This is a genomic window from Pseudomonas sp. Leaf15, from assembly GCF_001421425.1.
Lineage (GTDB): Bacteria > Pseudomonadota > Gammaproteobacteria > Pseudomonadales > Pseudomonadaceae > Aquipseudomonas > Aquipseudomonas salomonii.
Map to the genome: position 1 here is coordinate 251,980 of NZ_LMKI01000034.1, position 20,462 is coordinate 272,441.

The window sequence follows — 20,462 nt, forward strand, 5'->3', positions numbered from 1 at the left end:
ATGTGGGGGCTGGCTTGTGTGGGAGCCAGCTCCCACATTGGTTTTGGGGTGGTTATAAATGGGGTTGGGTTGCCACAACCCATTGATTTGCAAAGCACCCACAATCACAGCTTACCGATAGCCCAGCGCTCTGCTAAAATGCGCCGCCTTATCCGTACGTAGGCTGCACTGTGCCATTTACCTGGGTTGATTGGGCGATCGTAGCAATCGTCGCCATCTCCGCTTTGATCAGTCTAAGCCGCGGCTTCGTAAAAGAAGCACTGTCGTTGCTGACCTGGATCATCGCAGGAGTCGTAGCCTGGATGTTCGGTGGTTCACTGTCGGTTTACCTGGCCGGGTATATCGAAACACCTTCGGCTCGCGTCATTGCGGGCTGCGCCATCATGTTCATCGCCACGCTGTTGGTGGGGGCAATGGTCAATTATCTTATTGGCGAGTTGATACGTGTCACCGGCCTCTCCGGGACCGATCGATTTCTCGGCATGGCCTTCGGCGCCGCACGTGGCGGCTTGCTGGTGGTTGTGGCGGTCGGGCTGTTGAGCCTGGGGCCGGTACAGCAGGATTCGTGGTGGCAGGAGTCGGTACTCGTGCCAAAATTTCTATTGGTTGCAGATTGGTCCAAGAACCTCATATTGGGGTGGAGCAGTCAGTGGCTTGCCAGCGGAATCAGCGTACCCGCTGATCTTCCGTTCAAGGAACACCTCTTGCCGGCCAAAACGCCTCAGTAAGCAGTGTTCAGTCAAGATTCATTAAGTAGGGGTTGCGTCGCATGTGTGGCATCGTCGGTATCGTCGGTAAGTCGAACGTCAATCAGGCGCTGTATGACGCGCTAACCGTCCTCCAGCACCGCGGCCAGGACGCTGCCGGTATTGTGACCAGCCACGACGGCCGGTTATTCCTGCGCAAGGACAATGGCCTGGTGCGTGACGTGTTCCATCAGCGTCACATGCAGCGCCTCGTCGGGCACATGGGTATTGGCCATGTGCGTTACCCGACTGCCGGTAGCTCGACCTCGGCCGAAGCTCAACCGTTTTACGTCAACTCGCCTTACGGCATTACCCTGGCGCACAACGGTAACCTGACCAACGTTGAACAGCTGGCCAAGGAGATTTACGAATCTGACCTGCGCCACGTCAACACCAACTCCGACTCGGAAGTGCTGCTCAACGTGTTCGCCCACGAGCTGGCCCAGCGCGGCAAGCTGCAGCCGACCGAAGAAGATGTGTTCGCTGCCGTGACCGACGTGCACAACCGTTGTGTCGGTGGCTATGCCGTCGTCGCAATGATCACCGGTTATGGCATCGTCGGTTTCCGTGACCCGCACGGCATTCGCCCAATCGTGTTCGGCCAGCGTCACACCGACGAAGGCGTCGAGTACATGATCGCCTCCGAAAGCGTGTCTCTGGATGTGCTGGGCTTCACCCTGATCCGCGACCTCGCGCCGGGCGAAGCCGTATACATCACCGAAGACGGCAAGCTGCACACCCGTCAGTGCGCGATTGCGCCGAAACTCACCCCGTGCATCTTCGAACACGTCTACCTGGCGCGTCCGGATTCGATCATTGACGGTGTTTCGGTGTACAAGGCGCGCCTGCGCATGGGCGAGAAGCTGGCCGAGAAGATCCTGCGCGAGCGTCCCGAGCACGATATCGACGTGGTGATCCCGATCCCGGACACCAGCCGTACCGCTGCGCTGGAGCTGGCCAACCACTTGGGCGTCAAGTTCCGCGAAGGCTTCGTCAAAAACCGTTACATCGGCCGTACCTTCATCATGCCAGGCCAGGCAGCCCGCAAGAAGTCGGTGCGCCAGAAGCTCAACGCCATCGAGCTGGAGTTCCGCGGCAAGAACGTGATGCTGGTCGACGATTCCATCGTGCGTGGCACCACCTGCAAGCAGATCATCCAGATGGCCCGCGAAGCCGGTGCGAAGAACGTGTACTTCTGTTCCGCCGCACCTGCGGTGCGTTACCCGAACGTATACGGTATCGACATGCCGAGCGCCCACGAGCTGATCGCTCACAACCGTTCGACCCAGGATGTGGCCGACCTGATCGGTGCTGACTGGTTGATCTATCAGGACCTGCCGGACCTGATCGAAGCGGTCGGTGGTGGCAAGATCAAGATCGCCGAGTTCGACTGCGCCGTGTTCGACGGCAAGTACGTGACGGGCGATGTCGACGAGGCCTACCTGAACAAGATCGAGCAGGCGCGTAACGATTCATCGAAGATCAAGACCCAGGCGGTCAGCGCGATCATCGATCTGTACAACAACTGAGTAAACACCGGCCCTGAGGGGCCGGTTTTGTATCTTAAACAGAGTATTGAGTAAGGAGTCGCAGCATGAGTCAGGAATGGGATGCCGGTCGGTTGGACAGCGACCTCGATGGCGTAGCTTTCGATACCCTGGCTGTGCGCGCCGGTCAGCACCGCACCCCGGAAGGTGAGCACGGTGACCCGATGTTCTTCACTTCCAGCTATGTATTCCGTACCGCCGCTGACGCGGCTGCGCGTTTTGCCGGTGAAGTGCCGGGCAACGTCTATTCGCGTTACACCAACCCGACCGTGCGTGCGTTCGAAGAGCGTATCGCCGCCCTGGAAGGTGCCGAGCAGGCGGTGGCCACGGCGACCGGCATGGCCGCGATCCTGGCCGTGGTGATGAGCCTGTGCAGTGCTGGCGACCATGTGCTGGTGTCGCGCAGTGTGTTCGGCTCCACCATCAGCCTGTTCGAGAAGTACTTCAAGCGCTTCGGCATCGAAGTGGACTACGTGCCCCTGGCGGATCTGTCCGGCTGGGATGCGGCGATCAAGGCCAACACCAGGTTGCTGTTTGTCGAGTCGCCTTCCAACCCGCTGGCCGAGTTGGTGGATATCGCCGCGTTGTCCGAAGTGGCCCACGCCAAGGGCGCGATGCTGGTGGTCGATAACTGCTTCTGCACGCCGGCGCTGCAACAGCCGTTGAAGCTGGGCGCGGACATTGTTGTGCACTCGGCCACCAAGTTCATCGACGGCCAGGGCCGCTGCATGGGCGGCGTAGTCGCCGGCCGCAGCGAGCAGATGAAGGAAGTGGTGGGTTTCCTGCGCACCGCCGGCCCTACCCTGAGCCCGTTTAATGCGTGGATCTTCCTCAAAGGCCTGGAGACCCTCAGCCTGCGTATGAAGGCCCACTGTGCCAACGCCCAGGCCCTGGCCGAGTGGCTGGAGCAGCAGGAGGGGATTGAGAAAGTCCATTACGCCGGTCTCAAGAGCCACCCGCAACACGCGCTGGCCCAGCGTCAGCAGCGTGGTTTCGGCGCGGTGGTGAGCTTTGAAGTAAAAGGCGGCAAAGACGGCGCCTGGCGCTTTATCGATGCGACGCGCCTGATCTCCATCACGGCCAACCTGGGTGACAGCAAGACCACCATCACCCACCCGAGCACTACCTCCCACGGGCGCCTGGCGCCACAGGAGCGTGAAGCGGCCGGCATCCGTGACAGCCTGATCCGCATTGCAGTGGGCCTGGAAGACGTAGCCGACCTGCAAGCTGACCTGGCTCGCGGGCTGGCGGCCTTGTGATCGAGTGGTCCATGGAAGCGGCGGCGGCCGGTAACGGCCGTGTTGCGCTGGTGACGGGCGCGGCCCGGGGCATTGGTCTCGGGATCGCGGCGTGGCTGATCAGCGAAGGCTGGCAGGTGGTGTTGACCGACCTGGACCGCGAGCGCGGTTCCAAGGTGTCCAAGGTGCTGGGTGATAACGCCTGGTTTATCACCATGGACGTGGCTGACGAGAAGCAGGTCGCCCAGGGCGTTGCCGAAGTGCTCGGCCAGTTTGGGCGCCTGGATGCGTTGGTGTGCAACGCCGCGGTGGCCGACCCGCGCAATATCACCCTCGAAAGCCCCGACCTGGCGTACTGGAACCGCGTGCTGGCGGTGAACCTCAGCGGGCCGATGCTGCTGGCCAAGCACTGCGCACCGTACCTGCGTGCCCATGGCGGTGCGATCGTCAACCTGGCCTCGACCCGTGCGCGTCAATCGGAGCCCGATACTGAGGCCTATGCGGCGAGCAAGGGCGGGCTGCTGGCCCTGACGCACGCCTTGGCCATGAGTCTTGGGCCGGAGGTGCGGGTCAATGCCGTCAGCCCTGGCTGGATCGATGCGCGTGACCCTGCGGCGCGGCGTGCCGAGCCTTTGAGCGATGCCGATCATGCCCAGCATCCGGCGGGCCGGGTGGGCACGGTTGAGGACGTGGCGGCGATGGTGGCGTGGCTGCTGTCGCGTCAGGCGGGGTTCGTCACCGGGCAAGAGTTTGTGGTCGACGGCGGCATGAGCAAGAAGATGATTTACAGCGAGTAGGGCGGGTAGCCGTCTTGAAGCAATTTTGTCTTTTTCAGAAAAACTTCAAGCAGGCTATTGACTTAGGTCCGCTACCTGCGTAAATTTCGCGGCCTCAACGAAGCAAAGGGTGATTAGCTCAGCTGGGAGAGCATCTGCCTTACAAGCAGAGGGTCGGCGGTTCGATCCCGTCATCACCCACCACTTCTTGAGAGTTTTGCCTTCGGGCAAGACGCAACGTTAAAGGTTGCACCGACGCGCAGCGGTAGTTCAGTCGGTTAGAATACCGGCCTGTCACGCCGGGGGTCGCGGGTTCGAGTCCCGTCCGCTGCGCCATATTTTCCAGGTCCGATTTGTCGGGTTTGAGATTGAGACGCTTAGGCTGATCAGTCAGATGTTTAAAGACAGTTGAGGGTTTACGTTCAACTGGTCAAGCGATACGCAGCGGTAGTTCAGTCGGTTAGAATACCGGCCTGTCACGCCGGGGGTCGCGGGTTCGAGTCCCGTCCGCTGCGCCATATCTGTTTCAAGGCCCACTGAACGCCTTGGAACACAAAGCAAGCGTTAAGCTGCTTTGATCCGATAGCAAACACCCTGGTCGAAAGACCGGGGTTTTTTGTGTCTGCGATTTGATATTTTAATTTGAGCTACTTCCAAAGCTCCCTCTATTCAATGTGGGAGCTGGCTTGCCTGCGATGGCTTCACCTCGGTCGAAGGTAAAGCCATCGTCGGCAGCCAGCTATCGCAATCAGAACCCCAACTTATCCCGCAGCCCGTAATACCAAGCGCCCAGTGCCGCAAACGGTGTGCGCAACAGTTGCCCACCCGGGAACGGGTAATGCGGCAAGTCGGCAAACGCATCAAAACGCTCTGCCTGGCCTCTCAACGCCTCTGCCAGCACCTTGCCAGCCAGGTGCGTGTACGTCACGCCGTGGCCACTGCAGCCTTGTGAGTAATAAATGTTGTCGCCCAGGCGACCCACCTGTGGCAGGCGCGACAGGGTCAGCAGGAAATTGCCGGTCCAGGCGTAGTCAATCTTCACATCCTTGAGCTGCGGGAAGGCCTTGAGCATCTTCGGGCGGATGATCGCTTCGATGTTGGCCGGGTCGCGTGCGCCATACACCACGCCGCCGCCGAAGATCAGGCGCTTGTCACTGGTGAGGCGGTAGTAGTCCAGCAAGTAGTTGCAGTCCTCGACGCAATAATCCTGTGGCAGCAAGGTCTTGGCCAGTTCATCGCCCAGCGGCGCGGTGGTGATGACCTGGGTGCCGCACGGCATCGACTTGGCCGCCAGCTCCGGCACCAGATTGCCCAGGTAGGCATTGCCCGCCACGATGATGAATTTGGCCCTGACCTTGCCCTCGGCGGTGTGCACCAACGGGTTGGCGCCGCGCTCGATGCGCACCGCCGCCGATTGCTCGTAAATCGTGCCGCCCAGGGACTCCACCGCCGCGGCTTCGCCCAGTGCCAGGTTGAGCGGGTGAATGTGCCCGCCGCTCATGTCCAGCAGGCCGCCGACATAGTTGTCACAGGCCACCACTTCGCGGATACGGCGCTCATCCAGCAACTCAAGTTGCGTATGGCCATAGCGCTCCCACAGGCGCTGCTGCGACTCCAGGTGGCCCATGTGCTTGCTGTTGAGTGCAGCGAACACGCCGCCGTCCTTCAAGTCGCACTGGATCTGGTACTTGGCCACGCGCTCACGAATGATCCTGCCGCCCTCAAACGCCATTTGCCCCAACAGTTGCGCCTGCTTGGGGCCGACGCTGCGTTCGATCACATCGATGTCGCGGCTATAGCTGTTGACGATCTGCCCGCCATTACGGCCCGAGGCGCCAAACCCGACCTTGGCGGCTTCCAGTACCGTCACGCGAAAACCGTTCTCCAGCAGAAACAGCGCGCTGGACAGGCCGGTGTAACCGGCGCCGATTATGCATACATCGGTTTCGACTTCACCTTGCAGCACCGGACGTGGCGGAGCCGCATTCGCGGACGCGGCGTAATACGACTGGGGGTAGGGGGTGTTCGCCATCCTGGAACCTCTGTTTTATATTTTTTACGAGTGCGCCGATCCTACCTGAGTTGAAAATTGCCTGCCAGCCACCCAAAAATCCAAGGCATGCCTTTCACAAATAAAAAATTCGCATATTCATAGGGTTAGCTGCAAAAAAGAGGTTGACACACCTTCGGAATTCCGTAGAATGCCGCCTCACAGCAGGCACGTAGCTCAGTTGGTTAGAGCACCACCTTGACATGGTGGGGGTCGTTGGTTCGAGTCCAATCGCGCCTACCAAACAAAATCCGCTCTGCTGGGCGGTCTGGAAGGGCTCACCGAAAGGTGGGCAGAACGTTCACAAAATATAGGCTTCGTTCACACAGGGCAATGTGAACGCCTAAAAGACCTGTTTTGGGCTGTGACTCTTCTATATTTCGTTGGAGGGGAAGGTGGGGTGTTGTGTTGTCGAATGGTTTTGGTGAACGTGTGATGTGTTGGCGACTAGACAGGCTTTGTCGGAGTCGTTAGCGTCCACACTATCTTGATCATGGTGAATGGAGTCGGAATGGACGTACTGAAACAACTGCAGTCCGATCTGGCTGCGTTTGCTATCGAGAGGGACTGGGATCAGTTCCATAGCCCCAAGAATCTAGTGATGGCATTGTCCGGTGAGGTGGGGGAGCTTACAGAGCTCTTTCAATGGGTCACTGCTGAACAGAGTGAGCGTGCTGCTCTTTCCGATAAGGCAGCAAAGGCCGTTGAAGAAGAGATGGCCGACGTTCTGCTTTACCTGCTGAGACTGGGCGATAGGCTGCAGATCGACGTTGCAGCGGCGGCTCAAGCCAAAATCAAGCTGAATGCAGAGAAGTATCCCGTTGATAAGTCCAAGGGCAATGCTGTGAAGTACTCAAGGAGAGGGGAATGACTGTCGCAATTGTGTACCAGCCTTGCTCTGATCCGGTTGCGAGGAAGAATCTTCAGAACACCATACTCAACCCCATCTTTCTTGACGATATCGTGCATCTTCTTGATCCTGCGCTTGCTGCGATACTTCGAGCAGAGAATCCCTCGGGCAAGCTTTATATCTGGGGGCTATCGCCCAGCAATACCGAAGCTGCTTGGCTGAGAATGGCTCCAAACGACGTAGTCATCTTCAACGTCAAAGGCGTGGTTACAGTTGCGGCGAGGTTTACTCATCGCACTCGTAATCGAGACCTTGCTCTTCATCTGTGGGGGTTTAAAGACGTCAGTGAGGGCATCACTTGGGAGAACGTTTACTTCGTTTCGGATGTACACCATGTGTCTATTCCATATCCTGACATCCTGCACTGCACCGAAAGCCAGCCTCGTATGTCTTTCAATCGCTTCTCCGAAGCAGACAGTGCAGCGATTATTGATCGCTACGAGGAGCTGCACGAGCTTGCTGATGAGCCTATAAGTCTCGAAGCGGCTCGGGTTGAAATTAGTCTCCAGATGGAGACGGATGGTTCTGCTACGAGGTCGACAAGAAACGAGCACCGCTTCATCGTGAAACACCTCTTTAAAGGCTTGGCCACTGGTACATGCTGCATCTGCTTAAACGACTATCCCCGTAACATGCTGGTTGCTGCGCACATCAAAAAACGGGCTTCCTGCGACAGAAAGGAAAAGCTGGATATCGAAAATATTGCAGCCCCTATGTGCCGTATGGGATGTGACCCACTTTTTGAGTTCGGATATATTTCGGTAAAGAGCGGGGTGGTTGTTAGGCATCCCTCCCTCGAAGCACCTGCTGCTATATCGAGTTACATTGATGGTGTGTTGGGTAATTTCGTACCTGCTTGGAGCGAGAAAACGAAGAAGTACTTTAAATGGCATAGAGATACGCATGGCTTCGAGCCCGCTGACGCTTTGGAGCTACTTGAAAACTAGCTGCATAGCCGTTACTCATCGTTTTAGTGCCATGTTAATGTCAGTACAGGTAAGTCATAGGGCTTAGCAAGTCCAATGCCCATAATACAAAATTAATATAATAATAAATTGTGGGGCACTAGAAAAAAGTATCCTCTAATGTTAGCTATCGCAAATGTTTCGGATATAAAGCATAAGGAGAAAGGAAGTGGATTTCAGAGACACCTAAAGCCTCCGCATGGAGGTTTTTTGTGCCTGCCGATGTCGTAGGGTCTAGAATAGAAATGCCCTAATACTCTCCATACTTCTCGGAGGTTATAATTGACGCAGTGTTGAATGGTAATAGTTTGGATGTAAAGGAGAAATAAATCATGATGGTTCGAAGTGAAAGCGAGTAGCCCAGTCAGTCGAGCGATATTAGAGAAGCTGAGCCAGTTAGTGTCAAATTATTTTTGCGGGTTTTCTGGCTCAAACTTCTTCTTGATCATTTTTATTTGCGTTTGCTTGCTGACTCTTTCCTGTTCCCATCAACTAAGTATATTGCTGATGTTTTTTGGCCTGCTTCAATTGCCTCTCGTCTCATTCGTTGTACTTCGTTGTATTTTTGGCCTAGACTGCCTACGTCAATAACTAGATATACTCCAACCTGAGTATCTTCAGCTTTTTTGTATATTTCAAGTTGCTTGGTGTAGCCATGCGCTAAATCGTTTGTTGAGAGCTTAATTTCTACTGCAATTCTAGTGTTAAAGCCGAACGAGAATTTAAAGTCGACTGGGCCGTTTCCAGTATCAGCTTCTGGTGTTACATCTAAGTTGTTGGCTTTGCAGTATGAGTATGCAATAACAAAGAATAACCTTTGTGCGGCTTTTTCTCTGCGAGGTTTTTTATCGTCAGACCAAAGCTCCTTCCAGATTCCTTTGTTTTCGACTAAGTCTTGAAATTGTTTAATAATTGTGTCGACTAATTTTTTTGCTTCTTCTAGATCGGTTATTTTTTGGGGGGTGCCTGTTACTATTAGCGGGTGTTGCTCAGCAATATCCTTTAGTCGCGTCCAGAATGCCTCTCCATTTCGATCTGCATCAAAGTTGTAGGGGGTTTTTGGAACTTCCTTAAGCAATTCAAGTATCTGCTCAAACGACTCTTTGCTTCTGAGTGCATTATCTCGGAGTGCTTGCTTTCTTTTCTTTGACATAGTAGCCCATACTTTTCCTATGCCCCCGCTCACTTTTTCCCGATATTCTTCGGTTTCTCGTGCAATGCGAGAAATATCACTCCAATCACTGGCTATTGGCAAGTCCCTAACAATGTCTCTTGGAACAAATATTAAGGGGTCTTTCGAGTATGGGTTTTCGGGAAGGTAAATAATTTCATCTTTGATCTTGAAACCCTTTGTTGGGAGGTTTAGTGATTTATTTTGTCTAATTGTGAATTCTACAAGGTGAGGAAGTATTATGTTTGTGGTCATATCACTGATTCTGTCAGGGCCAATACCCTCCTCAAATAGTGATAATCCCATGAAGAAGTCAATATCTGTGACTCCTAAAGCTACTATTTGAGCAGCAGTTTCTAGTGTGCTAGAGGTAAGCTCTGGACCAAATCCTGAGCCTCTTACGGATGAGCTATAGCCCAGACAAGTCCAGCTAACTTCGGAGAAATTGAATAGTTTTTCCGCTTTTCTCCACGTGATATCGCCTTTTTGTTTCGATGCGGCGAGTAATTTTATTATAAATTCAAATCGTTGTTCATAAGCTGTTGCTGCGCCAGTGTTTATTTCTTCGTGTTTACTCTCTGGTAGGAGCAGAGGGTCAATAAACAAGTTTGTATCGACAGTAAGTTGGGTGTCGATGATGTCTAACTTTTCAAGCTCCTTTGGGTCAATGCCGAACTTGCTAGATATTGTATCTAAACTGGTTATTTTGGCCATCGCAACCTCCTGTTGGTTAGTCATGTCATCTCCGGTGTATATCCCGAACGCGACAAAAAATCTACCACGATGATGTGATGATTCGTTTCTCCTCAGATTGAATTCCAAAAAATCGGAAAAAGTCGTGGATTCGAGCTTGGATGGAGGTACCTCCATCCAAGCTCGAAGCGGTCACCCTGTCCGAGTTGCTTAAACGCTCAGACGTGCACGATCACCTTTTTCGGGGGATTTATGGCGAAAATTCATTTACTTTGATAACCTCGCCATTGATTAATGGGGTAGTTATGGCTAGGGCTAGGTTTTTTCGAATTCTCTCTTCGGTGGGTTGAATGGATCGTGCGTACTGCGTAAGTCTCCAAAGAGAAGTGGGGATTAATGAGGTGGGGGAGTTGTACCGGCAAGGTTTGATTGCTGATAGGGGAGACTTTGCCTGTCTCGACCCAAAGTGCAGGGCAGGTTATGTTTGTGTAAATCTTGGGAAATCAACCTTTAAGGTTAGTCCGCACTTTAAGACAGCTATAAACGCGGATCGCAGTCATGCTGATGGTTGTGCTTATGAGGTTGAGTGCAAAATTCCAGTTGCTATTAAAATGGGGCGACCCAGGAAGCCGCGACTTTCGATAACCGCTGATTGTGAGATTATTTTTGGAAATGCTCGACCTAAAAAATACTTTGCCGTGCCCGGTAAATTTAATGGGATGCGTATTGATGTAAAAAGTCCACTAAAATATATCCCAAGTGGTTACTCTGAAACGAGCTCAGGGGCTGCCAATCCAAAGTGTTATTCAATAGAAAATCTCTTGAATGGTGGGTGGGATAGCAGGCAGAAGATTGTGTTGGATGGTTATAGTGGGGTGGTGAAGTCCACTTTTGTTCCTATAGATAATAACGTCCCAGATATGTATCGACGGTATATATATTGCGGGCTGGCAAAAATTACAGTTTCAGACGATAAGTATTACACATTTAGATTTGGGCGCTCATTCAGTGATGGGGTCCGCTTGGTTGATGTTTACCTAAAGATTGCGCAGCCTATTATTAGTGCGTCATTTGAGACAAGGTCTCCGTATTATCGGGAGTTGATTGATAGAGTTATAACTGCTGCTAGAGAATCGGGGAAGTACCCGAATAATCCGCTATTTCTTTATGCGCTTGGTTGTCCGAAGCTAGATAAAGAGTTGGGCGGTTTTGTTTTAGTTGTTGAAAACTTAGACCACTTTTATATAGCAAGTCGTGGTGATCGCCAGGGTATTGTTTCGCCCGTATACAGTAATTTGGAAGTGAATCAACATTATTTTGCTAGATGATTTTTAAGGTGAGATACCGAAAGCATTTATGTTATGGGCGCTTACCGTCACACAGTTGCGTGCTGTGTACGGCATCATATTAAAACCTAACTACGACTTGAAATGCTTGAAATCAATTGTTGATGGTTTTCTGTGATCAGCTCTAATGTGAGACGAAAAATAGATATCGCTAACTAAGCAGGCACGCTGCTCGGAGTTTCAAGTCGGTCGTGTTTTTGAGCGGGTATTATTACGGAAATAAGGGGGGGCTGAGATGCGCCTGTATTACCTAACATCTGAGCATTGGGCCAAGGTCATCCTAAAGGAGCGTCGAGTTAAGCTATCGACAATAGATGAGCTAAATGATCCTTTCGAATTGCTCGGTGCATCCATAGGCGAAAATAAAGCTCGCAAAGTTATGAAATATGCGCAAATGCGGTTGAGTGAAACATTCGGACTAATTTGTCTGAGTCGAACATGGCAAAGTCCGGTGATGTGGGCGCATTATGGGGACAAGCACAAAGGTATTTGTCTCGGGTTTGATGTGGTGGATGCAGCTCCCAAAGAGGTCCGATACACATCGGATCGGCTAACGCACTTGCTTGGAGAGAACCCGGTCTTAAGTGATCTTAATATAAACGCCATTGAAGAGCTCATGACTACGAAGTACGAAGATTGGTCTTATGAGCGGGAGTGGCGCTTTATCGTGGGGTTTAAAAGTGATGCGGTAGTTAAAGGTGCTGATGGTAAGCACTTTCTACCTTTTGATGACCGAGTGTTTGTTTTGCGAGAGGTTATCCTTGGTCACCGCTGCCCATGGACGCTCCAAGCCGCCGCCAAGTCCGTAGGAAAGGTGATTAAGTCAGTCCAAGTAAAAAAAGTCCGGCCATCTTTCAATGATTTCAAAATGGTTCAGCAACGTCGAGAAGCTGTGGTTCATGTTAAACCAGTAAGCCAGCGACGGACAAAGAGCGACTCGAATGGGCGCGCTGCAGGTCTTACTGGGTCAGAGTCACGGGGTGCTGAAAGATCACCTTAAAGTGAATCCGTGTGACCAACTCTATGATCACGTGAATTCAACTGCGCGGCTTCCTATATAAGGATAGGTGGTTCAAGCTTGTGTGTCGTTTATATTCCCATAATCCTGCAAATACAAAGTCGAGGTTTGGCGAAAAAGCGTATTTTGATGGTGATGGAATCCGAGGGTATTGATCGACTAGACTTAACTGCCCTGACTTCTGTGGCGAAGGGTGGGTGGCTTAAATCGCCAAATCCGATGGAAGCGGCCTGCCAGGCTTCTTGAGTGGTCCTATACAGATTCCGGGTGCATGCACACACTCAACATTGATCGTTGCTTCTACAGGCTTTGAGAGCGATTTATTTCAACGGGAACTGGAGCCCAAGGTTCTTCATTACTCGACTTACTTGGATTGACGACCATTCACCGCCCCGGCTTGTGGTGATGCCCTTACCATTTAGGCAATCAGCCACCTGTTGCAGTGTGCGGCCGCCCTTGCGGATACAAAGATCTATCGGATCGCGCACTGATTCTTGCCACGAACTCACACGATCTTGAATAGCCTTGCTGGCCTTCGCCCGGTTGGTAGGGGTACGACCTTTTTCCAATGCCGCAGTACGGCGTGCAATCTTTTCAACAGACTGTACGTCACCACCATCAGCACGAGCCTGTAGGGCTGCCAGAGCTTCTCTTGTACGGCTGGCAATGAAGGATCGCTCCTGCTCAGCCAGTGCGGCGAACAAATGAAGTTGGAACTTGTCGGCCTGCGGCATGGTTGCCACTTTGAAATCCATCGTCTCATCCAACAGACGGGCGATGTGGTGAACTGAACGGGACAACCGGTCCAACTTGGCAACTACCAGCTTTGCTTTCGTCTGTTTGCACAGGGCTAAAGCTTTGGCACCCTCTGGACGATCTTCAATTGCCAACTTACCCGACACGACATCTACGAACTCACCGATGATGATCCAGCCGTTCTGTTGGGCTGCACGAGTGATGTACTCACGTTGAGCTTCAAGACCCAGTCCACTTTCACCCTGTCCTTGACTCGACACGCGGTAGTAGCTCACTACATCGATGGTATTGGTGGTCATATCTTGGCTCCTGAAAATCTCTCTAGGAGCCAGTATAACATTATTTGAATGGTAGTTCTAGGTTTGTAATGTTTGTTGTTCGACTATTTTCTATTCCCTAAGCTTGAGAATACTTGCGGTAATGGCTGATGCGTTCGCATCTAGAGTTTCGAGTGCGTTGAGTGCTTTTTCATGAGCTTCAGGTGAGCCTGTCGTCCTTGCCCACAATGCCAATTCTTCAATGGCTGCCGCACAGGCCAGTTGCCCTTCCCATAAAAGGGTTAGTACATCTGCTGTGGCTATGTTGTCTTGCATGGCTGTCATCCGTAAACCATGTGTGATGAGCTTCAGAGTCCTTGTAACAGCTCCGATAGGGAGAGACCCAGACCGTCTGCAAGCACTTTGGTGGCCTCAAGGCTGGGGTTCGCTGTGCCTGTCTCAATGCGCGACATGTATGTTCGTACAAAGCCGCACCTATCAGCAAATGCTTCTTGGCTGAAGCCCTGACTATGGCGTAGATCACGCACACGTTGCCCGAAGGTCTTTCTGAGATTTTGATTTTTCTGCATTCCCGAATGATGGGCGTCTGTGCTCTAATCGGGAACACACCAGATGGTGACACACCAGATGATACATTTGAGTATTTTTATGGAAGCTCGCAAAGGGATGTTTGTAATGAACGTAAAGCTATCAACGGCATTGGCAATTCTTTGTTTGGCAACTTCGGTGTTCGGGGCTAAGAAAAATGCTGAACCTACGCGATGGGTCCAAGAGCCCACCACTTTTTTAGGAATTAAGCTTGATGAGAAACTGATTTATCAGATGAAGCAGTGTCCAGCGGACTACACTGTTCCTGCCGAAATCTGTTATCAACGTCCATTTCAAGGTTACTACCCTCTGTTTGCTGTGCCTTCTCTAGGTTTGCATGGCTATACAGCTGGCGTGTTGACGCATGACTCCTTGATCCGAGAAATTGTACTCAATACGAAGATAGATGATTACGATGCGGTGGTCGCTTTACTCACTCAAAAATACGGGCGTCCACAAAGTCAAAAGACGGAGATGGTGAAGACGAAGGTTGGTGCCACGTTCCAGAATGAAAAATCATATTGGGAAGGTAAGGAAGTACAAATTATCTTGAGAAAGTATAGCGACAATATTGATACCAGCTCCATATCAGTGATAAATAAGCCTGTTGCTGTAGAAGCTTTGAGAGATGAGCATGGGAAAGTAAACGAAAATGCTTCGAAACTTTGAAATCCTGTGCCGAATTGTTTAAATTCTACGATTTCGTAGAGGATGTGGCCGCTGCTTAGTCAGGAGTGACGAAAGGCTGCGTACAATCAGGTGCACAGCCGCTCTCTCTCAAGAGTATCGTTGTATTGGCTCAGTTATTACCCCTGATAAAGAACCTGATAAAGCATCTGATAAAGCCTTGGATGATCACGTTGTTCACCGTTGTCCACTATCTGCATACTTGATGGTAAGTATGGATAAATCGCAGATGGTGATGTGCGGGACGCTCCCTACACCCTATATAGGCAAAATAAAATGATGCAGGCGGCACATTATTATTAAAATAGCGAAAATAAGCCTTCAACAAATATAGGGCTTCTTAGTTCAGTAAAACAAAGCGTAACGCGACAAGTAGAATATTTTTAAATTTAGGAAAATTCAAATGGAACCTATACACTGGCTTATTGTATTTATCATTCTTTGCGTTCTTATCTCGTTTATTGCAAACAAAAAAGGACGCTCTGGTTTGCTTCTATTTTTCTCTATGGTTGCCCCTGCAGTGCCGCTGATGATGTTAGCTTCCTTTTCTCTAGGAAATAATATGGAAGCTAAGCCCCTTGCAATGTGGGTTGTTGCTTTCCTCTGTCCGGTTATTGGTTTTATTTGGGTAATAATGGCTAAGAACAAAGAGCAAATGGCTGCTGATACTGGAAGCTTCGGAGGCATGAAAAAGTGCCAGTTTTGTGCTGAGTCTGTAAGAGTGGAGGCTATTAAGTGCAAACATTGCGGTAGTAAATTGGAGCTCAATGCCTAGCTATTCAGGTTTGTTAAAGCTAGGAGTCTGTAGTGCGGTCTTCTGTGCGATGCACAGTGATACCCACTGGGTAAACTACCTGTGTATTTCACACAGAAGACAGGGCGCGTACATTGGTTTGCAACCAGAGGTGATTGATTAGAGAGATTTACTACCCCTGATACAATCAGTGTACGCAAGTGAGCGAAGCGAATGCTTTTGGGAGGAAAAGGGGAGAACCCCCTCCCGCTTTTGATCTGTCTTATGAGTCTACTCAGGATCCTATTCCTATCGTAACTACGATAGTGATCACATGCTAAGGCTAAGGAATATACAGCTATGTCGTGGTAACGACATGATGATCATCCTTTTAATTTTTATGGTTTTTCCTGCTCATCTTCTCTCATATTTCCTTAAGTTTATCTCCGGGTGATCCCCGGAGAAAACAAAACAGAGCACGCTTCACCGTTTCACGCTTCGCTATATATATCCGACGCTAAATGTGACTCGCTAAGCGTGGTCTGGTTTGCCTTCTGTTCTTCCCAATCGGCAAAGAATTGACTATCAATCTTAGCGCTTTCGCGCTCGAACTCATCAGATCCCGCGTTTGATAACGAGGTGAGCTTGGCTTTGATTGCTGGATGGCGATCTAGGTACATCTCAATGCCATTAAGGGCGATGCCTGCAACCTTGACCAGCCGTTGAGCATGTCGTTCACTGACGGGCAAAATTTGATGATTCCAGATCAACGATTGAACACCTTTGACTGAGATGTCATCAAGCTTACAAATTTTACGAATGTCCCCGGGGCTTACATCAAGGCGACCATTATCAGCAATCATGGACACATAGCACGCACCCATAATGTAATCGTCAAACCATTGCGGGTCAGGATGGCGCACTAGCTTCGGATAAGCCGTGCCATCCTCAGAAGCCTCAAATGCAACTTCTAAACTTTGGTTCATGACGCGTAGCAGGGGGGCAATTGCATTCTGTCTGCGAGGGGCAGTTCTGCCTCGAGAGCGCCGAGGTTGTTCGGATGCAGCCTTGCGTACCGTACGTACTCCGTTGGTTGAATGATCCTTGCACTTCCGACCACAATATTTTGCTGTAACTCGCAGGGCTGTGAACTCGGCACCGCATACCGGGCACGTTTTGGACAGAGGGTTGGTTGGTTTAATGATTGCCTGGTGCATTTCCATTCTCCTTTTCAAATTCAATTCATAGGCATTTCCTCTCGGGTATCTGCCGGTGGGTTTTGATAAATCACAGGCGCACAAAAACCCATGCGATCCTGATCTGGGGTGAGCCAGACGAGTGCATGAGACTTGATTTGATACTTTTTGGTGCTATCTGTAAGGGTGGATTTATACGCGAATGATTCGCATTTGTCAAGGGGTTTCTTGTTTGCTTTCCCGACTTGCGCGTTTGTTGCTTAATCGTTAAACAATGGGCAACCAACTAAGAACGAGATGTTGCTCGTGCCGTCCTCATACTTTTCCAGAAGGCACGTAAAGCCCCATACAGCCTTGGTAGCTGTCGGGGTCATGATGGACAGAGTTGCATCGGGAACGCCCTATAAAGCCGCTGTGGGAGCTTCTGGCTGCTGTCGTTTGTAGCGTGTGTTGCTGGGTTACTCAGGGATACCCAAATCACCAAATGTTTCGAGTACTTCCTTTTCGACCTCTGAAAGTAACTTAGCTCGCCTGTCGTCTTCTTTCTTTTTCTCTTTAGCCTCTGCTATTTGAAGCAGTTGCTCAGTGAGCATTTTTTTATACCTATCATGCTCGCTTTCAATCCAAGCGATGTACTCAAGCTTCACTTGGGCATCAAGCGCTTGGCGTTCACCAATCTTGATGGTGTCAGGCTTCTCCATACGACACCAGTAACTACCAGAGCCAAAAGAGGGTGGATACTTCATGCTTAGCGTGTAACCCTTAACATGATGATCAATTACATTGGTCAGAAACTGAACAGGGATCTCACCACGAACGAGAGCAGTGCACTCATCAGTTTGATCATAAACAATATGTCGAGCCTCTTGGCGCTGCTTCAAAACTTGCTCGTCAAACTTCGGAGCGGCGCCTTTGATGGATACTTTAGTGGTCATTATAGTTTTTCCTTTTTCTGTCTGATGTGAGTTAACGCTGCTTCGATGATTGCAGTCCTGTATTGCTCATCGCTGAGCTTAGTACTGGTGCTGAATACATTACTGGTTTTTGCATGGTTCGTGATGATTGCATCATTACTATCGTCGGCCTTCTGTACAAATTGTGTGGTTTGTTGCTGTGTCTTTCCTTTTGCACGCTGCCGTTCAAATGCCCTTACAAGTCCCCTGTGGACGTGATGTAAGCTGGTACTCATTTGGATTGCGCCCGAGCTTCATGAAGTAATGAAGCGCCATACTCTGTCGAAAGTTTGTCAATAATGTTAGTAGTACGTCTGAACTCTTGCTTGTCACTAGTTGATAATGCCGACTGCTGGAGATGCTGGTAGTGCTGAATTTGCTTGACTGCTAAGTGACGTTCAAGCATTGGTGTGTTAAAAACTTTGCCAGTATGAGTATTCATTATTTATCCTTTGGGTTGGTATGTATCATATACGTGCAGCTTTCCTCTCGTCTGCACGTCTAAGGTTATTGGTGACGGTACTGATCAACACCTGTAGACAGTGCTGATAATTCTTATGCCCAGTTCGACACATTAGCGCTTTCAGTTGAAAAACAGCTTGTTCATTGAGGAATACCTTCATTGTGAAAGCTCCAAGTTTTTAGTTAGACGGCCATGCACGTACTTGTTAATAGATGCGCCAGATGCCTTAGCAGCTTCTTTGATTGCTTCAAAGTGATGGATGCGGAATGCCAGCTTCAGAGACACCAATGGTGTTTTGTTTGCCCTCCAGCGAATTCCGCGACAGGTAGATGAGCAAGTGACGGCGTGGCTACGAAAGCCGATCATTGCTTTATTGCAAGTTAGACAGCGTTTTACGACGGGCATGGTGGTACCTCCAGTTGAGGATTGGTTATAAAGAGTTAGGTGTGTTTTGGGGTGGCAATAAAAAACCACAATCTGTGATGATTGTGGTTCTAGCAATAAGAGGAGAGAGTTATCAATATAGCTGTCAAGAAACGACTAGTAATCTAACAGGCTCACCATAAGGGGGTGGCATCGTTTTCCTCTATATATGTAACATTATACGCGAATGACTCTCATTTGTAAATACCCGTTGAGTGATTTTGTCAACTCTTTTTAAGTTTCTTTTCAAGGTCAAGGCTGAGGTGTTTGATTGCTTCGATCAAAGGGGGGGGAGGCAGCCAACAACTAAGTCATCATGGTTGCCTGCCCTGCTTGATCAGTCGATCAGGTGTAGTACGTCCCTGACATTCAAGTGGGAGTATCGCGCTACGGATCGTGTATCTCTGTGCCCTGAGACAATCATGATCTGAGCGTTATTGAATCCCTTTTTAGCTACGTTGGTGATTCTGGTGTGCCTGAGCTGATGCAGTCGGACACTGCTATCTAATCCTGCCTTCACTCTTGCCAATCGCACTGCCTGAGAAACGGCATGCGGAGTGACGGGGAAGATCAGGTTGTTCGGGTGACGTTCTACGGTGGCACACAGTTGCGCGAGTTCAAGAATCTCCACTGCACGATGTGTGAGGGGAACTGACCGTGTTCCATTCTTTCCGTCAATCACATCGGCAATGCGCTCCTTGAGGTGCAGGCAGTCTTTAGTCAGCTTCAGGATTTCAGAGCGTCGCATGGCAGTCTCGTATGCCAGTTCGACAATGGGTTTCATAATGGCTGACAGCTTCGCCAATAACCGCTCAAGCTCGTTTGCACTAATTACTTTATCGGAAGATCGATCAGGCTTTGGAAGTGCGATATCACTGACAGGGTTGTGAATGTCGATCAGCAAGCCGCGCTTGGCGAACCTATAGAATCGGGACATAAATGCGAGCTGCGTCCTGCACGTGGACGGCTTCACCTTCTTCAATCGCATAATCTTGAAGTCGTTGACCATCTGCGGCGTGATTTCGTTAATGGGCTGAGTGAAGTGCCTGCCCAGATGCTCTACGATCTTCAGTGCGTGGTCGTAGCTACCTTTACCCTTGAGCATCGTGTCGCAGTAGGTCATGCCCAACGTATAGATGGTGTGGTGCTTGTGCCCCATTGTCACGGCTTCGAGCTGGTTTGCCCACGACTCTACTTCGGCCTTCGTGTTGAAGGTTTTCGACTGAGAGGGGTTACCTTTTACCCGTACCTGAGCATTCCAGTTACCGGACGGAAGTAAACGAAAATTGGCCATTGTTGACGCCTCATGATGTGAATGGGCGTTCTGTGAAATCCAAGAGCACCAAGGCTTGCAGCTTGCGCAAGCAGACCTTGACATGGTGGGGGTCGTTGGTTCGAGTCCAATCGCGCCTACCAAACAAAATCCGCTCTGCTGGGCGGTCTGGAAGGGCTCACCGAAAGGTGGGAAAACTCCCTTCTCAGCACTCCCGCCGCCATCGTTAAGCGTTTACCCGTCGTGTTACTGCTCTTCTGCACGCTTATCGAAGGCCTCCTGGGCGTTCTTGACCGCGTCAGAATATTGAAGCGTCCACCTGTACAACGCACGAAATGGCTCCTCCAACGTATGCCCCAGGTCGGTAACGCTGTATTCGACGGCGACTTGAGAAGAGGGAATGACCCGGCGCGACAAAATGCCGTTACGCTCCAGGCGACGCAGGCTTTGCGTGAGCGCTTTTTGCGTTATTCCATCGAGTCGACGTTTGATTTCGTTGAAGCGCAGCGGGCTTTTACACAGGGTTGCCAGTATCAATACGGACCACTTGTCCGCGATCTGATCGAGCAATACCCGGCTTGAGCAATCAGCGGCGTAGACGACTGGAGGGCTCTGGTTTTGTTGCAGCGCCTGAATACCTTGTTCCTGCATG

22 protein-coding genes and 5 tRNA genes are annotated in these 20,462 nt (G+C 50.9%); 15 read left to right on the plus strand and 12 right to left on the minus strand.

Going from position 1 to position 20,462, the window contains the following annotated elements; translation table 11 throughout:
- Nucleotides 1-170 precede the first annotated feature (170 nt).
- From ASE80_RS24770 to ASE80_RS24800, 7 genes are all read left to right on the plus strand, one after another.
- Nucleotides 171-728 carry a CvpA family protein gene (locus ASE80_RS24770; RefSeq protein WP_003212681.1) on the plus strand — a complete coding sequence of 186 codons (558 nt, stop codon included), beginning with the start codon at nt 171-173 and terminating at the stop codon, nt 726-728.
- Nucleotides 729-769: 41 nt separating this feature from the next.
- Entirely contained in the window at nt 770-2,275 is a 1,506-nt protein-coding gene (gene purF / locus ASE80_RS24775; RefSeq protein ID WP_017138746.1) for an amidophosphoribosyltransferase, read from the plus strand.
- Nucleotides 2,276-2,340: 65 nt separating this feature from the next.
- Nucleotides 2,341-3,552 carry an O-succinylhomoserine sulfhydrylase gene (locus ASE80_RS24780; protein ID WP_056861245.1) on the plus strand — a complete coding sequence of 404 codons (1,212 nt, stop codon included), beginning with the start codon at nt 2,341-2,343 and terminating at the stop codon, nt 3,550-3,552.
- 11 nt (nt 3,553-3,563) lie between these two features.
- On the plus strand, nt 3,564-4,328 hold the full coding sequence (locus ASE80_RS24785; RefSeq protein ID WP_056861246.1) for an SDR family oxidoreductase: 765 nt from the start codon (nt 3,564-3,566) through the stop codon (nt 4,326-4,328).
- Between the two features lie 107 nt (nt 4,329-4,435).
- Nucleotides 4,436-4,511: transfer RNA gene (locus ASE80_RS24790), tRNA-Val, on the plus strand.
- Between the two features lie 55 nt (nt 4,512-4,566).
- A tRNA-Asp gene (locus ASE80_RS24795) sits at nt 4,567-4,643 on the plus strand.
- A gap of 105 nt (nt 4,644-4,748) precedes the next feature.
- Nucleotides 4,749-4,825, plus strand: a tRNA-Asp gene (locus tag ASE80_RS24800).
- A 230-nt stretch (nt 4,826-5,055) separates the two neighbouring features.
- Here ASE80_RS24800 and ASE80_RS24805 read toward each other — a convergent pair.
- Nucleotides 5,056-6,339, minus strand: coding sequence for an NAD(P)/FAD-dependent oxidoreductase (locus ASE80_RS24805; protein ID WP_056861247.1), 1,284 nt, complete (start codon nt 6,337-6,339; stop codon nt 5,056-5,058).
- A gap of 184 nt (nt 6,340-6,523) precedes the next feature.
- Between ASE80_RS24805 and ASE80_RS24810 the strand changes: the two genes are divergently transcribed.
- The 3 genes from ASE80_RS24810 (at nt 6,524) to ASE80_RS24820 (ending at nt 8,214) form a co-directional block, all read left to right on the plus strand.
- Nucleotides 6,524-6,600: transfer RNA gene (locus tag ASE80_RS24810), tRNA-Val, on the plus strand.
- 268 nt (nt 6,601-6,868) lie between these two features.
- Complete coding sequence (locus ASE80_RS24815) at nt 6,869-7,228, plus strand: nucleotide pyrophosphohydrolase (RefSeq protein ID WP_056861248.1); 360 nt, start codon at nt 6,869-6,871, stop codon at nt 7,226-7,228.
- Nucleotides 7,225-8,214: a hypothetical protein gene (locus tag ASE80_RS24820; protein WP_056861249.1), complete on the plus strand. Its 990-nt coding sequence runs from the start codon at nt 7,225-7,227 to the stop codon at nt 8,212-8,214. The genes ASE80_RS24815 and ASE80_RS24820 overlap by 4 nt, the downstream gene beginning before the upstream one ends.
- Nucleotides 8,215-8,683: 469 nt before the next feature.
- Here ASE80_RS24820 and ASE80_RS24825 read toward each other — a convergent pair whose 3' ends face one another.
- Complete coding sequence (locus ASE80_RS24825) at nt 8,684-10,141, minus strand: hypothetical protein (protein WP_236708865.1); 1,458 nt, start codon at nt 10,139-10,141, stop codon at nt 8,684-8,686.
- A gap of 305 nt (nt 10,142-10,446) precedes the next feature.
- On the opposite strand from ASE80_RS24825, the gene ASE80_RS30915 reads away from it, so the two are divergent.
- Together ASE80_RS30915 and ASE80_RS24830 are read left to right on the plus strand one after the other, a co-directional pair.
- A complete protein-coding gene (locus tag ASE80_RS30915) occupies nt 10,447-11,424 on the plus strand; it encodes a hypothetical protein (RefSeq protein ID WP_133257319.1) in 978 nt (325 codons plus the stop codon).
- Nucleotides 11,425-11,677: 253 nt separating this feature from the next.
- On the plus strand, nt 11,678-12,442 hold the full coding sequence (locus tag ASE80_RS24830; protein WP_056861250.1) for a DUF2971 domain-containing protein: 765 nt from the start codon (nt 11,678-11,680) through the stop codon (nt 12,440-12,442).
- 338 nt (nt 12,443-12,780) lie between these two features.
- Here ASE80_RS24830 and ASE80_RS24835 read toward each other — a convergent pair whose 3' ends face one another.
- From ASE80_RS24835 to ASE80_RS30455, 3 genes are all read right to left on the minus strand, one after another.
- Complete coding sequence (locus tag ASE80_RS24835; RefSeq protein ID WP_082463674.1) at nt 12,781-13,515, minus strand: recombinase family protein; 735 nt, start codon at nt 13,513-13,515, stop codon at nt 12,781-12,783.
- Nucleotides 13,516-13,605: 90 nt separating this feature from the next.
- The gene (locus ASE80_RS30450) at nt 13,606-13,809 is read right to left on the minus strand and encodes a hypothetical protein (RefSeq protein ID WP_082463675.1); all 204 of its coding nucleotides are present in this window, start codon (nt 13,807-13,809) and stop codon (nt 13,606-13,608) included.
- 32 nt (nt 13,810-13,841) lie between these two features.
- Entirely contained in the window at nt 13,842-14,063 is a 222-nt protein-coding gene (locus ASE80_RS30455; protein WP_082463676.1) for a helix-turn-helix domain-containing protein, read from the minus strand.
- 79 nt (nt 14,064-14,142) lie between these two features.
- Here ASE80_RS30455 and ASE80_RS24840 point away from each other — a divergent pair, with 79 nt between their 5' ends.
- On the plus strand, nt 14,143-14,751 hold the full coding sequence (locus ASE80_RS24840) for a hypothetical protein (protein ID WP_133257318.1): 609 nt from the start codon (nt 14,143-14,145) through the stop codon (nt 14,749-14,751).
- 421 nt (nt 14,752-15,172) lie between these two features.
- Nucleotides 15,173-15,544 (plus strand): hypothetical protein, encoded by a 372-nt coding sequence (locus ASE80_RS31230; RefSeq protein ID WP_056861252.1) that lies wholly within the window; start codon nt 15,173-15,175, stop codon nt 15,542-15,544.
- Between the two features lie 449 nt (nt 15,545-15,993).
- Here ASE80_RS31230 and ASE80_RS24850 read toward each other — a convergent pair whose 3' ends face one another.
- From ASE80_RS24850 to ASE80_RS24865, 6 genes are all read right to left on the minus strand, one after another.
- Entirely contained in the window at nt 15,994-16,719 is a 726-nt protein-coding gene (locus ASE80_RS24850) for a hypothetical protein (protein WP_133257317.1), read from the minus strand.
- A 437-nt stretch (nt 16,720-17,156) separates the two neighbouring features.
- Nucleotides 17,157-17,633 (minus strand): hypothetical protein, encoded by a 477-nt coding sequence (locus ASE80_RS24855; RefSeq protein WP_056861254.1) that lies wholly within the window; start codon nt 17,631-17,633, stop codon nt 17,157-17,159.
- On the minus strand, nt 17,633-17,887 hold the full coding sequence (locus tag ASE80_RS24860) for a hypothetical protein (RefSeq protein WP_056861255.1): 255 nt from the start codon (nt 17,885-17,887) through the stop codon (nt 17,633-17,635). The genes ASE80_RS24855 and ASE80_RS24860 overlap by 1 nt, the downstream gene beginning before the upstream one ends.
- Nucleotides 17,884-18,093: a hypothetical protein gene (locus ASE80_RS30925; RefSeq protein ID WP_133257316.1), complete on the minus strand. Its 210-nt coding sequence runs from the start codon at nt 18,091-18,093 to the stop codon at nt 17,884-17,886. Before ASE80_RS30925 ends, ASE80_RS24860 begins: the two co-directional genes overlap by 4 nt.
- A gap of 177 nt (nt 18,094-18,270) precedes the next feature.
- On the minus strand, nt 18,271-18,519 hold the full coding sequence (locus ASE80_RS30930) for a hypothetical protein (protein ID WP_133257315.1): 249 nt from the start codon (nt 18,517-18,519) through the stop codon (nt 18,271-18,273).
- Nucleotides 18,520-18,874: 355 nt separating this feature from the next.
- Entirely contained in the window at nt 18,875-19,831 is a 957-nt protein-coding gene (locus ASE80_RS24865) for a tyrosine-type recombinase/integrase (protein ID WP_056861256.1), read from the minus strand.
- Nucleotides 19,832-19,882: 51 nt separating this feature from the next.
- Here ASE80_RS24865 and ASE80_RS30935 point away from each other — a divergent pair.
- Nucleotides 19,883-19,953 (plus strand) — tRNA-Val (locus tag ASE80_RS30935).
- 103 nt (nt 19,954-20,056) lie between these two features.
- Here ASE80_RS30935 and ASE80_RS24870 read toward each other — a convergent pair.
- Complete coding sequence (locus ASE80_RS24870) at nt 20,057-20,461, minus strand: winged helix-turn-helix transcriptional regulator (protein WP_056861257.1); 405 nt, start codon at nt 20,459-20,461, stop codon at nt 20,057-20,059.
- Nucleotide 20,462: the final 1 nt, after the last annotated feature.

Excerpts from the sequence above, each read along its gene's own strand:
- purF (WP_017138746.1), top strand. The coding sequence starts at position 770 with ATGTGTGGCATCGTCGGTATCGTCGGTAAGTCGAACGTCAATCAGGCG.
- ASE80_RS24780 (WP_056861245.1), top strand. The coding sequence starts at position 2,341 with ATGAGTCAGGAATGGGATGCCGGTCGGTTGGACAGCGACCTCGATGGC.
- ASE80_RS24785 (WP_056861246.1), top strand. The coding sequence starts at position 3,564 with ATGGAAGCGGCGGCGGCCGGTAACGGCCGTGTTGCGCTGGTGACGGGC.
- ASE80_RS24805 (WP_056861247.1), bottom strand. The coding sequence starts at position 6,339 with ATGGCGAACACCCCCTACCCCCAGTCGTATTACGCCGCGTCCGCGAAT.
- ASE80_RS24815 (WP_056861248.1), top strand. The coding sequence starts at position 6,869 with ATGGACGTACTGAAACAACTGCAGTCCGATCTGGCTGCGTTTGCTATC.
- ASE80_RS24820 (WP_056861249.1), top strand. The coding sequence starts at position 7,225 with ATGACTGTCGCAATTGTGTACCAGCCTTGCTCTGATCCGGTTGCGAGG.
- ASE80_RS24825 (WP_236708865.1), bottom strand. The coding sequence starts at position 10,141 with ATGACTAACCAACAGGAGGTTGCGATGGCCAAAATAACCAGTTTAGAT.
- ASE80_RS30915 (WP_133257319.1), top strand. The coding sequence starts at position 10,447 with ATGGATCGTGCGTACTGCGTAAGTCTCCAAAGAGAAGTGGGGATTAAT.
- ASE80_RS24830 (WP_056861250.1), top strand. The coding sequence starts at position 11,678 with ATGCGCCTGTATTACCTAACATCTGAGCATTGGGCCAAGGTCATCCTA.
- ASE80_RS24835 (WP_082463674.1), bottom strand. The coding sequence starts at position 13,515 with ATGACCACCAATACCATCGATGTAGTGAGCTACTACCGCGTGTCGAGT.
- ASE80_RS30450 (WP_082463675.1), bottom strand. The coding sequence starts at position 13,809 with ATGCAAGACAACATAGCCACAGCAGATGTACTAACCCTTTTATGGGAA.
- ASE80_RS30455 (WP_082463676.1), bottom strand. The coding sequence starts at position 14,063 with ATGCAGAAAAATCAAAATCTCAGAAAGACCTTCGGGCAACGTGTGCGT.
- ASE80_RS24840 (WP_133257318.1), top strand. The coding sequence starts at position 14,143 with ATGGAAGCTCGCAAAGGGATGTTTGTAATGAACGTAAAGCTATCAACG.
- ASE80_RS31230 (WP_056861252.1), top strand. The coding sequence starts at position 15,173 with ATGGAACCTATACACTGGCTTATTGTATTTATCATTCTTTGCGTTCTT.
- ASE80_RS24850 (WP_133257317.1), bottom strand. The coding sequence starts at position 16,719 with ATGCACCAGGCAATCATTAAACCAACCAACCCTCTGTCCAAAACGTGC.
- ASE80_RS24855 (WP_056861254.1), bottom strand. The coding sequence starts at position 17,633 with ATGACCACTAAAGTATCCATCAAAGGCGCCGCTCCGAAGTTTGACGAG.
- ASE80_RS24860 (WP_056861255.1), bottom strand. The coding sequence starts at position 17,887 with ATGAGTACCAGCTTACATCACGTCCACAGGGGACTTGTAAGGGCATTT.
- ASE80_RS30925 (WP_133257316.1), bottom strand. The coding sequence starts at position 18,093 with ATGAATACTCATACTGGCAAAGTTTTTAACACACCAATGCTTGAACGT.
- ASE80_RS30930 (WP_133257315.1), bottom strand. The coding sequence starts at position 18,519 with ATGCCCGTCGTAAAACGCTGTCTAACTTGCAATAAAGCAATGATCGGC.
- ASE80_RS24865 (WP_056861256.1), bottom strand. The coding sequence starts at position 19,831 with ATGGCCAATTTTCGTTTACTTCCGTCCGGTAACTGGAATGCTCAGGTA.
- ASE80_RS24870 (WP_056861257.1), bottom strand. The coding sequence starts at position 20,461 with ATGCAGGAACAAGGTATTCAGGCGCTGCAACAAAACCAGAGCCCTCCA.